This window comes from Pseudovibrio sp. Alg231-02 (assembly GCF_900143565.1).
Classification (GTDB): domain Bacteria; phylum Pseudomonadota; class Alphaproteobacteria; order Rhizobiales; family Stappiaceae; genus Pseudovibrio.
Genome location: NZ_FREX01000014.1, coordinates 1 through 12,286, shown reverse-complemented (window position 1 = coordinate 12,286; position 12,286 = coordinate 1). Strand labels below are relative to the sequence as shown.

Below are 12,286 nucleotides of genomic sequence, written 5' to 3'. Positions count from 1 at the left end.
GCATAAGGGAGAGGTAGGATGAACAGACGAGAGTTTCTCGGAGCATCTGCCCTAACAATTTCCAGCGCCTATTATATGGGCATCGTTGCTGGACCTGTTTTCGCTGAAGGCGAAAAAACAAACTCTGTCAAAAACGCAAAAGTCACGTATTTTGATGCCCGTCCAGGCGCGCGCTCCAGAGACATTGGCTTCGATTCCGATGGCATGGTTTGGTACTGCGGACAGGCAGATGGCACACTCACACGTCTTGATCCTGACAATGGAGAACTCCACCCGGTTTCACTGGGCGAAAATGCAGCCCCACACGGCGTGGTGCTTGGCCCCGATAACGCAATGTGGGTCACCGAAGGCGGACAAAACGCCATCGCACGTGTTGATCCGGCAACAGACGCCGTCACCCTCATTCCGCTACCTGCCGAGTTCGCAGACGCAAACCTCAACACAGGCATCTTTGACCACGACGGCATCTACTGGTTCACCGGACAAAACGGCGTCTATGGCCGCGTTGACCCCGTCACGCAGGAAATCGAAGTCTGGCCAAGCCCTCAAGGCCCCGGCCCTTATGGCATCACTGTCACACCGCAAGGTGATGTCTGGTACGCGTCCCTCGCCGGCAGCCACATCGCCAACATTGACAGAACCAATGGACGCGCCCGCATCGTGACGCCTCCAACAAAAGAGCAAGGCGCCCGCCGGGTCTGGTCTAACTCAGAAGGCAAACTCTGGGTCAGCGAATGGCTCTCCGGTCAGGTCAGCGAATACGACCCGAAGGCAGACACATGGCGCGCATGGCGTCTCCCCGGCAATGATCCACTGCCCTACTCGGTCTATGTCGATGAGAACGATAAGGTCTGGCTCACAGATTTCGATGCCGACGCCATCGTCCATTTTGATCCGGATACAGAAGAATTCACCAGCTTCCCAAGCAACAAAGCAGACGCCGACGTTCGCCAGATGGCAGGACGTAAAGGCGAAGCATGGGGCGGAGAATCTGGAACAGACAGGATCGTGCGCATTCAGTTTGATGAAACCGAAACAACACCATCCTGATTACAACAGGATCAGCAAAAAAGAGGGCGCTCAATCGAGCGCCCTTTTCCATTCAAAACCCGCAAATTTTAAGCAAAAAAAGGTGATTTGAGAAAAAAATCTGCACTGATAAAAACCAGCAACCACGAAGTATTCTGAGCCTGCCTGGCCCAATCGGCACCTTTACTGAATCTCAAATTCAGTCCTGACTGGCAGGTAAACAGCTGACCATCGCCCCAATTTATCTCTGGAAAGAAGCAATATGAAGAAAGTGATTTTAGGCCTTGCTATTGCCGCATGCGCAACGCCTGCACTGGCTGGTGAAGAGACTTTGAACAACACTCAAATTACTGAGTTATTGACCGGCTCAACCATCAAAGGCATCCACTTTGCCGCTGAAACACGCCAGTACTTCTCCGAGTCTGGTCTCACCCTCTGGATCAAAGAAGGCGACGCAAAACCATCCGAAGCGCGCTACAAGATCGAGAACAATCAGTATTGCTCCAGCTGGACTGGTCTTTGGAGCAAAGAAGAATATGGCTGCTTCAACATCACCCATGATAAAGAGCAGGGCATCTACTACTTCATCAACGAAGATTTCCGCGCGCCATTTATCCTGAACAACAAGTTCCAGCTTACATTTGATTGATCTGCTTTGCGCTCCGGTTCTAAAGCGGGTTCCGTTTTAGAACTGGAATGCCATCTGGTCTTTGCTGGCACCGGCTCCGTGCGGAATACCCTCGTGATCCAGCAACCAGACTTTTGTATCCAGCCCGCCACCAAATCCAACCAGAGCACCATTCGCTCCAATCACCCGATGGCATGGAATAACAATCGGCAATGGATTCGCATTGTTCGCCAGCCCCACAGCACGGCTCGCACCCGGATTGCCTAGCGCTTTCGCAACATCGCCATAACTGCGCGTTTCCCCAAACGGGATCGCCGCAAGCTGTTCCCAAACGCTCTTTTGAAACTCAGTGCCAATCAGCTTCCAGTTCAAAGAAAACTCTTTAAGCTCCCCAGCAAAGTAAGCTTCAAGCTGCGCAATCAAGTCCGCATAAGGCGTGACATCTTCCACCCAGCCGTCTTCAACAAACCGCCTGCGTGCACTTTCAGGAAAATGAAGAAACTCCAGCCCACCAGCTTCTCCACCAATCAGCAAAGACCCAACCGGGCTTTCATAACTGCAATATGTGATTGGCTCGTTTGTGCTCATGGTCAGTTACGTTCCTTAGTTGGGTCAGTTGGTTTGAGCAACGTAGGTGCAGCGACCTTGTGGAAACTCATCAAGGCGTCCAGCAAAGTAGTTGCTCTCATCATAGAATAGATCTCTCACATTCTTGGATATGGTGTTGGCATCGTGTCACCAGTTCCTTAGCTTGATAGATCGCAATGAGATTATCCTGTCTCCGTTTATGGATTGTATCGTTGCTTAATTAGTCGGCAAGCAAATTCGAACATTTCGATCAGCGCGTCACTTTGGTGTCTGTTGTCATACAACCTTCTGAAGTCACTCGATAAATGATGAATTAGATTAGCATATCCATTTCGGACTTTATTTTTCAGAATATTTCGAGACCTCGACAACCCAGGGTAGGCTGCGTCACGCCCATCTTGAGCTAGCTTTTCCTGAATCGCTTCGATTAAAGCCAAGAGTTCTTCTTCTGAGGTCTCTTCATGATCAAGTGAAAGTTGCGTCATCAATCTCCCCCTGAAAACGCATAAAAAAACTCTCCACCACGATCAGCAGCGGAGAGTTCTCTAAAGCTTAGTGAAGGCGTCAGAGCTTAGCAAGCTCACGCTCCTCAATCAGCAGCGTAAGTAACCTGTTTTTGAACACCAAGACCTTCAATACCCAGCTCCATCTTGTCGCCCGGCTTCAGGTAGGTCTCTGGCTTCTGCCCCATGCCAACACCCGGAGGCGTGCCAGTGGAGATCACATCACCAGGCTGCAAGCTCATGAACTGCGACAGATGCGAAATCACCTTCGCCACATCAAACACCATGGTTTTGGTAGAACCGTTCTGATAGCGATGGCCGTTCACTTCCAGATACATGGAAAGGTTCTGCGGGTCTTCCACCTCATCACGGGTCACAAGCCACGGGCCAATCGGACCAAAGGTGTCAGCAGACTTACCCTTCACCCACTGGCCACTGCGGTGCAGCTGGAAGTCACGCTCAGACAGATCGTTGACCACGCAATATCCGGCCACATGATCCAGCGCGCCCTTTTCGCTCACATACTTGGTGTGTTTACCAATCACCACACCCAGTTCCACTTCCCAGTCTGTTTTCACAGACCCACGCGGAATTTCGATGTCATCATTCGGGCCACAAATAGCTGAGGTCGCCTTGAAGAAGGTCACAGGCTCTTTTGGCACTTCCATGCCCGCTTCAGCAGCATGGTCGGAATAGTTAAGGCCAATACAGATGAACTTGCCCACATTGCCGACACAGGCACCAATGCGCGGATTACCTTCCACCACTGGCAGGCTGGTCAGGTCCAGCGCCGCAATTTTTGCAAGACCTTCCGCGCTGAGCGTATCTCCAGCAATGTCACCAACCACACCAGAAAGATCACGAATGTTGCCATCCGCATCCAGAACACCCGGTTTTTCAGCGTTCAGCTCACCATATCTAAGAAGCTTCATATCCTACCCATTTTCTTATACTGACCAACCGCCATCAATGGCGTGCGTCTGACCTGTTGTAAACGCGCTATCATCACTACCAAGGTATACAGCCAGCGCAGCAATCTCTTCTGGCTTGCCAATGCGTCCCATAGGTTGACGCGCAATAAAATCCTTCATCGCTTGTTCGTAATTGCCCGTGGCCTTCAACCGATCATGCAGGGACGGACTGTCGACCGTTCCCGGACAAATCGCATTACAGCGAACACCTTTGGTCACAAAATCCGCTGCAATTGCCTTGGTCAGGCCAATCACTGCTGCTTTGGAGGAGCAATAAACAAACCGGTTCGGCACCCCCTTCAACGACGACGCCACAGACGACATGTTGATGATGGAACCACCACCATTTTCCAGCATGCCAGGAATCGCAGCACGGCAGAGGCGGTACATCGCCTTCACATTCAGATTGAAAGAGAAGTCCCACGCATCTTCATCACAGTCGAGAATCGTACCGTTGTGTACGAAGCCCGCACAGTTGAACAGAATGTCCAACGGCCCTGTAACTTCCAGAGTGTCACGCACATCATCTGCATTGGTCACATCCAGCCTCAGGCCGGTCACACCCTCAATCGCATTCAACTCTGTAAGCGCAGTTTCGTTGATGTCTGTTGCAAAAACCTTTGCGCCTTCAGCAGCATAGGCTTCTACCGTAGAACGGCCAATTCCCTGCCCTGCAGCGGTGATAAGGGCTGTCTTGCCAGTCAATCGTCCCATGTGTCCTCCCCCGGACTGAATCTCTCAAAATTTAGGCTCGGCCAAACGGACCTGAAACTCGGATTATTAGAGAGGAAGCACCGCTTATCGTCAAAACAAAAGGCAAGTGGCCCGTTGGCCCTCTCCCAAAGACCGCAGAAATCCGTCAGTTCACCAAATCACATAATGGCATAACTTAAATATAAAAACTTCTTTCAAATGTAAATTAGAAATTGACAAGGTCGAATTTTGCGTCAAAAAATATGCTCACATCAAACAGAGCTGATCATGGCAGACACACAGACATCGCAAGACAAAGCTGAAAAATACCGCGCTCCTGCTTTGGAGAAGGGGCTGGATATTCTGGAACTGCTGTCCCAGTACGCATCCGGCCTGTCTCAGGCAGAGATCGCAAAAGCACTCGACCGGTCCCCCAATGAGATCTACCGCATGCTCACCACACTGGTGCGCCGCGAGTACGTATCGCGCTCAATAGAAGGCGACCGCTTTCAGCTCAGCCTGAAAATGTATTCCATGTCGCATCGCCACCCACCCGTCACACGGTTGTTGGAAGCGGCGGTGCCCATGATGCGCAAAACGGCCAAGGACGTTCACCAGTCCAGCCACATCGGCATGGAGCATCAGGGAGAGATCGTTGTTGTCGCCAGCGTGGAAGCGCCGGGCAACTGGAGTTTCGTCCTCAAAACCGGCTCGGTCATCGGCCTCTGGAACACAGGCACCGGACGGGCAATCGCTGCCTTCCAGAAGCCGGAGATCCGAGAGCTCATGTACAACCAGCATGAGCGTGCACTCGGAGAACCGGAGATGAGCCTCGATGAATTCCGTGCCATTCTGGATGAAGTACAGGAACAAGGTTTCGTACGCATGCCATCTGCCAGCACAGTCGGCGTTACAAATCTGGCCTTCCCAATTCTGGGACCAGATGGAAACGCAGTCGCTGCACTCAGCTGTCCATTCATGGAGCGCATCGACGATTTCAAAGCACCGGGAATTGAAGACGTTCAACAAGCCTACGCTCAGGTAGCGAAGGACATCACCAGCATTTACGGCACAGTGCCAACATAAGGAAATTGCTATGGGCTTGGGAGGGAAGCTGGCTCATCGACAATTGGGGGGAACAGATCTGCGACTGCCGACATTAGGAATCGGCGGCGCAGCATTTGGTGGGCTGTTCGCAACAGCTCCTCGCAAAGAGTCTATGAGCACATTGGATCGCGCCAAAGAGGTTGGTCTCACCTACATCGACACCGCCCCTTACTATGGCTTTGGCCGCTCCGAACGTGTCATTGGAGATGCCGTGCGCAAGCACGACTACATCCTCTCCACCAAGGTTGGCCGCTTGTTGAAACCGGGCATGGCAGACAATCCGGCCCAGTTCGGCTGGCCAGACCCACTGCCCTTCCATCCGGTCTATGATTACTCGTATGACGGCATCATGCGCTCCTACGAGGCCAGTCTACACCGCACCGGTCTCGACCGACTTGATATCCTGTTGGTGCATGATATCGGCACGGCGACCCATGGCCCGGAAGAAAACCGCCGCCACATGAAAGATCTGCAAGGCGGCATCAGGGCCCTTCAGGAACTCAAGTCCTCAGGTGCTATTTCAGCAATGGGCCTTGGCGTGAACGAGACCGCCATTTGCATGGAGCTGATGCAGCAAGCCCACTGGGACGCCTTCCTCCTTGCTGGCCGTTACACCCTGCTGGAGCAAGCCCCTCTCAAGGATTTGCTGCCAGCCTGCACAAAGGCCCAAACCTCCATCATTCTCGGCGGCCCGTTTAACTCAGGCATCCTCGTTGGCGGCAACACCTGGAACTACGGAAGCGCACCACCTGAAATTCTGGCTCATGTGACAGCGCTGAAAGAATGCTGTCAGGAGTTTTCGGTTGATCTGGCTGCAGCAGCCCTGCACTTCCCACTCGCGCACCCCACAATCGCCAGCGTTATTCCCGGCATGCGTAATCGCAGCGAGCTGGAAGACATCCTCAAATGGATCGCTGCCGACATTCCCGACGCCTTCTGGGCACGACTGAAAGAACGAGACCTTCTTCCCGCTGAAGCCCCGGTTCCGTCTGGCAATCTCTTCTTCGAACAAGAGGTGAAGCATGCTTAGAATCGATGCCCACCACCATTTTTGGAAGCTTTCCCGCGGCGATTACAGCTGGCTGACACCAGACCTGAACGTCCTGTACCGCGACTTCCTCATCAGTGACATCCAACCCCTGCTGACCCAAGCCAAGATGGACGGAACCATCCTCGTGCAAGCAGCAGACACAGTTGAAGAAACCCACTTCATGCTGGAGCTGGCCGCAGAACACGACTGGATCCTCGGCGTTGTTGGCTGGGTAGACATGGAAGCAGCGAACGCGCCAGACATCATCAGAGAGCTCTCCCAAAACCCAAAGCTCGTCGGCATTCGTCCGATGATACAGAACATTGAAGACGACGAGTGGATGCTGCAGGACAATCTGCGCCCTGCCATTCAGGCTCTCATCGACAACAACCTGACACTCGACCTGCTGGTCCAGCCCCGGCACCTGCCGCACCTTAAAACCTTCCTCAGCCGCTATCCGGACCTGCGCGCAGTCATCGACCATGGCGCCAAACCGGATATCCGCAATAAGGCCATCGAGACGTGGTCCCAACACGTCAGCGACATCGCACGCACCTCCAAGGTCTGCTGCAAACTCTCAGGTCTCCTGACTGAGGCCTCCGAGAACGCAGAGATCGAAGACATCGCGCCCTACGCCTTTCACATTCTGAAATGCTTTGGACCGGAGCGCGTCATGTTTGGCAGCGATTGGCCAGTCCTTCTCCTCGCAAATACCTATCAAAACTGGGTGGATATGGTGGAGCAGCTCACAGCTGACCTGCCACAGGCAGACTGGGAGGCCATCTTTGGTGGCACCGCTGCAAAGTTCTATCTCACCAAAACAATGGAAACTCTCTGAAATGTCGGCACCCATTCCAGCCAGCGTCAAACTTCAGCCAGCGGACAACGTCATCATCGCCACAAGAGCTTTGCAGCAGGGTGATAAGGCAGGCAATCTTCAGGTCCTCGACAATATCTCCGCAGGTCACAAAATCGCCGAACACGACATCAAGCAGGGACAAGCGCTGATCAAGTTCGGTCAGACCATCGGCTTCGCAACAACGGACATTCAGGCAGGCGCCCATGTGCACTCACACAACATGGAGTTCTCCGACCCCGGCGTGCACCACAGCTTCTGCAAGGACTACAAACCAACGCAATACGCCGAGCACCCGGAAGAGCGTACCTTCCTTGGCTATCACCGCGAAGATGGCAGTGTCGGCACCCGCAACTACATCGCCGTCCTCACCAGCGTAAATTGCTCCGCCACCGCAGCTCACCGCATCGCAGATGCTTTCAGTGATGAAGACCTGTTGCAGTTTGAAAATGTAGACGGTGTCGCCTCCTTCGCTCACGGCACAGGCTGCGGCATGGCAGGCGACAATGAGGGCTTCGCCAACCTCCAACGCGTCCTCTGGGGCTACGCCAAAAACCCAAATGTCGGCGGCGTTCTGCTGGTTGGCTTAGGCTGCGAAGTCAACCAAATCGACTTCCTGCTGGATGCCTATGACTTGAAGCAGTCACCAACATTTCAGTTCATGAACATTCAGGGCATGGGCGGCCTGCGCAAAACCATCGAAGCAGGCATTGAAAAAGTCAAAGCCATGCTGCCGGAAGTCAACAAAGCCTCTCGTCAGCCAGCGCCACTCTCCAAACTCATGGTCGGCCTGCAATGCGGTGGCTCTGATGGCTGGTCCGGGGTCACCGCCAACCCAGCTCTTGGTTATGCGACCGACCTGCTCGTCAAATACGGCGGCACCTCAGTCCTTTCTGAGACCTCAGAGATCTACGGCGCTGAACACCTGCTCACCAGCCGTGCCGCCAACCAGAAGATCGCCGAGAAACTGGTGGAACGCGTCCGCTGGTGGGAAGATTACACCGCCCGCAACAACGGCACCATGGACAACAACCCCTCACCGGGCAACAAACGCGGTGGCCTGACAACCATCCTAGAAAAGTCCCTCGGAGCTGTCGCCAAAGGTGGCACCACTGCTCTGGAAGGCGTGTACAAATACGGCGAGCCGATTGAAACCAAAGGCTTCGTCTTCATGGACAGTCCCGGCTATGATCCTGCTTCCGTCACCGGCCAGATCGCCAGCGGCTGCAACCTGATCGTCTTCACCACGGGTCGCGGCTCTGCTTTTGGTAGCAAACCGTCACCAACCATCAAAGTCGCCAGCAACACACCTCTCTTCGAGCATATGCCCGAGGACATGGACCTCAACGCAGGCTCAATCATCTCCGAAGGAAGATCCGTCGAAGAGGTTGGTACAGAACTGTTTGAACTGATGATCAAAGTCGCTTCTGGCGAACACAGCAAATCAGAAGCTCAGGGCCTGGGCGACTACGAGTTCGTCCCATGGCAAATCGGCGCGGTGATGTAGCAGGATTACTACCCTCTGAACCTAGTCCGGTATTCGCGCGGGGTCATACCTTTCACCGCGCGAAACTGCCTGTTGAAGTTGGCCAGCGCCGAATACCCCACATTATGAGCAATCATTGAGACCGGCGCATCCCCGCCGGCAAGCTGTGCACACGCATCCCCAATCCGAATGCGTTTCAGGTACTCTGAGATCGTCTGTCCCGTATGCCGCTGAAACAACCGGTGCACTCCGGAGACACTCAGCGCCGCAGTCTCGGCTAGTTCTTCCAGCGTCAACACACGCGCATACTCGGAGTGAATGAGCGTCAACACCCTGTCGATGCGCTCATTGCCACCATCCGCACTGGAAAGCACCACCGGATCATGCGCCAGCTGCATCGCATATTCATCCTCTGAGAGTTCCGACAAAACCCTGAGAACGATAAACAAGCGCTCCAGCGGGTCTTCCTCAAAGAAACTCTTGATCTTGGGCACCACACGCCGCCGCGCAGCATCACTGAAGCTTAGCCCCGCCAGTGCCCGCTGAAACAGCTTCTTAACACCAGCTAATTCTGACATCTCGCTGGTAATTCGCTCAATCCACTCCGGCTCAAACCAGATAACCAATGCCTGATGCGGTTCACTCTCGTCAGGCCGATTGTTAGACGCCCACGTATGCGGAAGATTAGGTCCAAGCAGCACAAGGTCTGAGTGCCCATAGTCTCCTACATGATCACCCACATAGCGTTGCCCTTCAGAGTTCAACGTCAAGGTCAGCTCATATTCAGGATGGTGATGCCAGGAGAACGGAATGCCGTCATGAAGACGCCGGTTCATCACCTTGAATGACCCGTCTTCAGACTCCGGCACTTTCTCCAGATATGACCGCATTTCACCCTCTGAACCAATAAGACGCCAGAATAGTACCAGTATCCGCTAGTTTAGAACAACTCTCACATACCAGAGTGAATAAACTTACAAGTTCATTGAAGGATCTGGGAGGACCAAATGGACGCTGAACTGCTTGCAGACAATCACTGGGGCTCAACCGCAACCGACACCCAGTTGAAGGACATCAAGAAGACCCTACCGCTGCGCGTCTTATCAGAAGAAGACTGGCAGCACTGGATCACCCGCGGCTACGTCATTGTGCGTCAGGCCGTTCCGCAGGAAAATGTAAAGAGACTGGTTGATCTACTCTGGGAGTTCGATGAGAAAGATCCTAGTGATCCGTCAACTTGGTACACACCACAACGCCGCGCTCACAAAATGCAAGAGCTGAACAACGCGGGTATGCTGGAAATCTATAATCACCAGCACCTGTGGGACAACCGCATGCAACAGCGTGTCTACGATGCCTTCGTAGATATTTGGGATCGGGAGGACCTTTGGGTCAGCATCGACCGCGCAAACCTCAACCCGCCCAGGAAAAACCGCGACGGTAAACCCGGGTTCATCCATTGGGACGTAGACACATCCCTGCGCCCTCAACCAATCAGCGTACAGGGCGTTCTTTCATTAATCAAACAGGATGAAGAAACCGGCGGCTTTCAATGTATCCCGAAGCTCTTCGAAGAATTCGATGAATGGGTCAAGACCCAACCAGAAGACCGCGACCCCAAACATCCAGACTACTCTGGCTTTGAGATCGAGAATATTGAAATGGAGCCGGGCGACCTGATGATTTTCAACGCCCTCCTCGCCCATGGCATCCGCCCCAACAACTCAAAAGACAAAGTTCGGATCGCCCAATACATCTCCATGTTCCCATCTGAGCAAACCAACGAAGGTCTCAGACAAGACCGCATCCATCAATGGCGCAACAGGGAGCCACCACAAAGGGCGTCCTTCCCCGGCGACCCTCGAGACTGGGAAAAGAAAAACGCCAAAACGGCAGAACTGACCGATCTCGGCAAGAAGCTTCTGGGACTGAACCTCTGGTAAAACAAAAAAAAGCGTTTCCTCCTAATGGGGAAACGCTCTTGCACCGTAACTTATTGAATTATGCGTAGCTGACGACCTCAAACTCTATGCCATCATCATCATCAAAGTAGAAGCGTCGACCCGGCTCATAGTCAGCGTGGTTTCGGGTCTTGTATCCGCCCGCCAGAACTTTCTTCTCTACCGCATCCAGATCATCAACCACCACGCCAACGTGGTTCAGGCTGCCATGAGTGACGTAGTTGTCTTCTTGAGTGGCATTTGTGTTTCCAAGGGAATAAACCGCGATATAGCTCTCGTCCGATCCAACATGAACGGTTGTTCCACCTGCCCGGGCAGCCCCCTGCCAACGCACACTCCAGCCAAACCAATCTGAAAGACGGCCCGCGGTCGCAATTGGGTCAGAAACGGTGATGTTGACGTGCTCTAAAAAACTCTTTGTCATCGCAATAGCCTTTCTTTTGACTTCTGATGACACCCTGTTTAGGAGTTCAAGTTAAGTTTAAGTCAAGCACTATTTTTGAGAAATTTATGCAGCACTCAGATGTCATGACAATCGGTGAGTTAGCCGACCGTACCGGCCTCACCACTTCCGCGATTCGTTTCTATGAGACCAAGGGAATTGTCACTGCCAGCCGAAATTCTGGTGGTCAGCGCCGTTTTCTGCGCGCAGACATCCGCCGCCTGTCATTTGCGTCAGTCGCGCAGGAGTTTGGCTTCACCATCAAAGAGATTTCAGATCAACTCGGGACACTTCCCCCGGGACGTGCGCCAAACAAAGCTGAGTGGCAACGCTTGAGCCAGCAGTTCAAAGTTCATCTGAATGAGCGCATTGCACGCATGGAGAACCTGAGAGCGCAGCTGGAAGGCTGTATGGGGTGTGGTTGCCTGTCTCTGGACAAATGCGAGCTCTACAACGCCGGAGACGCCGCCTCCAGCTACGGCCGCGGCCCCCGCTTCATCTACGGCGACAAGTCATTTAAAGATGAAGGCTAGGGTGCGGTAACCGGAGTTGTCGTGTTTCAAAATTTAGACAACAAAAAACCCGTCATCATGATGATAACGGGTTTTAATCTTTGGTTGCGGGGGTAAGATTTGAACTTACGACCTTCAGGTTATGAGCCTGACGAGCTACCGGGCTGCTCCACCCCGCGGTAAATAGTGTTTGTTCTGTTTTATTTTGTAGAGATTTGTCGGTGTGTATTATTCATGCCCGGCGGCGCCCTACTCTCCCGCGTCTTAAGACGAAGTACCATTGGCGCAGGGGCGTTTCACTTCCGAGTTCGGGATGGGATCGGGTGGGGGCGCCCCGCCATAGCCACCGGGCAGGAATAAGTCACACTGACTTATGAACTGGTCTGCGATGGCGCTTTTTAAGGCGCCAATGTTGTTATCCAAGTTTTAGCTTTGTTTTGTTAGCGACAAATCTACGTGTTTGTCGATTATGATTATAGC

14 protein-coding genes, 1 tRNA gene and 1 rRNA gene are annotated in these 12,286 nt (G+C 53.2%); 8 read left to right on the top strand and 8 right to left on the bottom strand.

What is annotated here, in order from left to right; translation table 11 throughout:
- Positions 1–18: 18 nt before the first annotated feature.
- Both DHN43_RS24940 and DHN43_RS24935 read left to right on the top strand, forming a co-directional pair.
- Positions 19–1,050, top strand: coding sequence for a Vgb family protein (locus DHN43_RS24940; RefSeq protein ID WP_063291451.1), 1,032 nt, complete (start codon positions 19–21; stop codon positions 1,048–1,050).
- 241 nt (positions 1,051–1,291) lie between these two features.
- Positions 1,292–1,678, top strand: coding sequence for a hypothetical protein (locus tag DHN43_RS24935; protein ID WP_108820462.1), 387 nt, complete (start codon positions 1,292–1,294; stop codon positions 1,676–1,678).
- Between the two features lie 36 nt (positions 1,679–1,714).
- On the opposite strand, the gene DHN43_RS24930 is transcribed toward DHN43_RS24935, so the two are convergent.
- From DHN43_RS24930 to DHN43_RS24915, 4 genes are all read right to left on the bottom strand, one after another.
- A complete protein-coding gene (locus DHN43_RS24930; protein WP_108820461.1) occupies positions 1,715–2,245 on the bottom strand; it encodes a methylated-DNA--[protein]-cysteine S-methyltransferase in 531 nt (176 codons plus the stop codon).
- A gap of 197 nt (positions 2,246–2,442) precedes the next feature.
- Positions 2,443–2,730, bottom strand: a complete 288-nt coding sequence (locus DHN43_RS24925) for a hypothetical protein (protein ID WP_108820460.1) — start codon at positions 2,728–2,730, stop codon at positions 2,443–2,445.
- A 104-nt stretch (positions 2,731–2,834) separates the two neighbouring features.
- A complete protein-coding gene (locus DHN43_RS24920) occupies positions 2,835–3,680 on the bottom strand; it encodes a fumarylacetoacetate hydrolase family protein (protein ID WP_063304466.1) in 846 nt (281 codons plus the stop codon).
- A gap of 15 nt (positions 3,681–3,695) precedes the next feature.
- The gene (locus DHN43_RS24915) at positions 3,696–4,433 is read right to left on the bottom strand and encodes an SDR family oxidoreductase (RefSeq protein ID WP_108820459.1); all 738 of its coding nucleotides are present in this window, start codon (positions 4,431–4,433) and stop codon (positions 3,696–3,698) included.
- Between the two features lie 267 nt (positions 4,434–4,700).
- Here DHN43_RS24915 and DHN43_RS24910 point away from each other — a divergent pair, with 267 nt between their 5' ends.
- Genes DHN43_RS24910 through DHN43_RS24895 form a run of 4 tightly spaced genes read left to right on the top strand, consistent with a single transcriptional unit; the run spans position 4,701 to position 8,912 of the window.
- Complete coding sequence (locus DHN43_RS24910; protein WP_063291447.1) at positions 4,701–5,498, top strand: IclR family transcriptional regulator; 798 nt, start codon at positions 4,701–4,703, stop codon at positions 5,496–5,498.
- Positions 5,499–5,508: 10 nt separating this feature from the next.
- A complete protein-coding gene (locus tag DHN43_RS24905) occupies positions 5,509–6,549 on the top strand; it encodes an aldo/keto reductase (RefSeq protein ID WP_108820458.1) in 1,041 nt (346 codons plus the stop codon).
- Positions 6,542–7,387, top strand: coding sequence for an amidohydrolase family protein (locus tag DHN43_RS24900; protein ID WP_108820457.1), 846 nt, complete (start codon positions 6,542–6,544; stop codon positions 7,385–7,387). Before DHN43_RS24905 ends, DHN43_RS24900 begins: the two co-directional genes overlap by 8 nt.
- A 1-nt stretch (position 7,388) precedes the next feature.
- Positions 7,389–8,912, top strand: a complete 1,524-nt coding sequence (locus DHN43_RS24895; protein WP_108820456.1) for a UxaA family hydrolase — start codon at positions 7,389–7,391, stop codon at positions 8,910–8,912.
- Positions 8,913–8,920: 8 nt separating this feature from the next.
- On the opposite strand, the gene DHN43_RS24890 is transcribed toward DHN43_RS24895, so the two are convergent.
- On the bottom strand, positions 8,921–9,781 hold the full coding sequence (locus DHN43_RS24890) for a helix-turn-helix domain-containing protein (protein ID WP_108820455.1): 861 nt from the start codon (positions 9,779–9,781) through the stop codon (positions 8,921–8,923).
- 117 nt (positions 9,782–9,898) lie between these two features.
- On the opposite strand from DHN43_RS24890, the gene DHN43_RS24885 reads away from it, so the two are divergent.
- Positions 9,899–10,834, top strand: coding sequence for a phytanoyl-CoA dioxygenase family protein (locus tag DHN43_RS24885; RefSeq protein ID WP_108820454.1), 936 nt, complete (start codon positions 9,899–9,901; stop codon positions 10,832–10,834).
- Between the two features lie 58 nt (positions 10,835–10,892).
- Here DHN43_RS24885 and DHN43_RS24880 read toward each other — a convergent pair whose 3' ends face one another.
- Positions 10,893–11,276, bottom strand: coding sequence for a VOC family protein (locus DHN43_RS24880; RefSeq protein WP_108820453.1), 384 nt, complete (start codon positions 11,274–11,276; stop codon positions 10,893–10,895).
- Positions 11,277–11,362: 86 nt separating this feature from the next.
- On the opposite strand from DHN43_RS24880, the gene soxR reads away from it, so the two are divergent.
- Positions 11,363–11,827: a redox-sensitive transcriptional activator SoxR gene (gene soxR / locus DHN43_RS24875; RefSeq protein WP_108820452.1), complete on the top strand. Its 465-nt coding sequence runs from the start codon at positions 11,363–11,365 to the stop codon at positions 11,825–11,827.
- An 81-nt stretch (positions 11,828–11,908) separates the two neighbouring features.
- Here soxR and DHN43_RS24870 read toward each other — a convergent pair.
- Both DHN43_RS24870 and rrf read right to left on the bottom strand, forming a co-directional pair.
- Positions 11,909–11,985, bottom strand: a tRNA-Met gene (locus DHN43_RS24870).
- Between the two features lie 57 nt (positions 11,986–12,042).
- Positions 12,043–12,157 (bottom strand): 5S ribosomal RNA (gene rrf / locus DHN43_RS24865).
- Positions 12,158–12,286: the final 129 nt, after the last annotated feature.

What these genes read in the sequence shown, in the direction of transcription:
- soxR (WP_108820452.1), top strand. Translation starts at nt 11,363, where the DNA reads ATGCAGCACTCAGATGTCATGACAATCGGTGAGTTAGCCGACCGTACC.
- DHN43_RS24905 (WP_108820458.1), top strand. Translation starts at nt 5,509, where the DNA reads ATGGGCTTGGGAGGGAAGCTGGCTCATCGACAATTGGGGGGAACAGAT.
- DHN43_RS24900 (WP_108820457.1), top strand. Translation starts at nt 6,542, where the DNA reads ATGCTTAGAATCGATGCCCACCACCATTTTTGGAAGCTTTCCCGCGGC.
- DHN43_RS24910 (WP_063291447.1), top strand. Translation starts at nt 4,701, where the DNA reads ATGGCAGACACACAGACATCGCAAGACAAAGCTGAAAAATACCGCGCT.
- DHN43_RS24930 (WP_108820461.1), bottom strand. Translation starts at nt 2,245, where the DNA reads ATGAGCACAAACGAGCCAATCACATATTGCAGTTATGAAAGCCCGGTT.
- DHN43_RS24915 (WP_108820459.1), bottom strand. Translation starts at nt 4,433, where the DNA reads ATGGGACGATTGACTGGCAAGACAGCCCTTATCACCGCTGCAGGGCAG.
- DHN43_RS24880 (WP_108820453.1), bottom strand. Translation starts at nt 11,276, where the DNA reads ATGACAAAGAGTTTTTTAGAGCACGTCAACATCACCGTTTCTGACCCA.
- DHN43_RS24885 (WP_108820454.1), top strand. Translation starts at nt 9,899, where the DNA reads ATGGACGCTGAACTGCTTGCAGACAATCACTGGGGCTCAACCGCAACC.
- DHN43_RS24895 (WP_108820456.1), top strand. Translation starts at nt 7,389, where the DNA reads ATGTCGGCACCCATTCCAGCCAGCGTCAAACTTCAGCCAGCGGACAAC.
- DHN43_RS24920 (WP_063304466.1), bottom strand. Translation starts at nt 3,680, where the DNA reads ATGAAGCTTCTTAGATATGGTGAGCTGAACGCTGAAAAACCGGGTGTT.
- DHN43_RS24890 (WP_108820455.1), bottom strand. Translation starts at nt 9,781, where the DNA reads ATGCGGTCATATCTGGAGAAAGTGCCGGAGTCTGAAGACGGGTCATTC.
- DHN43_RS24935 (WP_108820462.1), top strand. Translation starts at nt 1,292, where the DNA reads ATGAAGAAAGTGATTTTAGGCCTTGCTATTGCCGCATGCGCAACGCCT.
- DHN43_RS24925 (WP_108820460.1), bottom strand. Translation starts at nt 2,730, where the DNA reads ATGACGCAACTTTCACTTGATCATGAAGAGACCTCAGAAGAAGAACTC.
- DHN43_RS24940 (WP_063291451.1), top strand. Translation starts at nt 19, where the DNA reads ATGAACAGACGAGAGTTTCTCGGAGCATCTGCCCTAACAATTTCCAGC.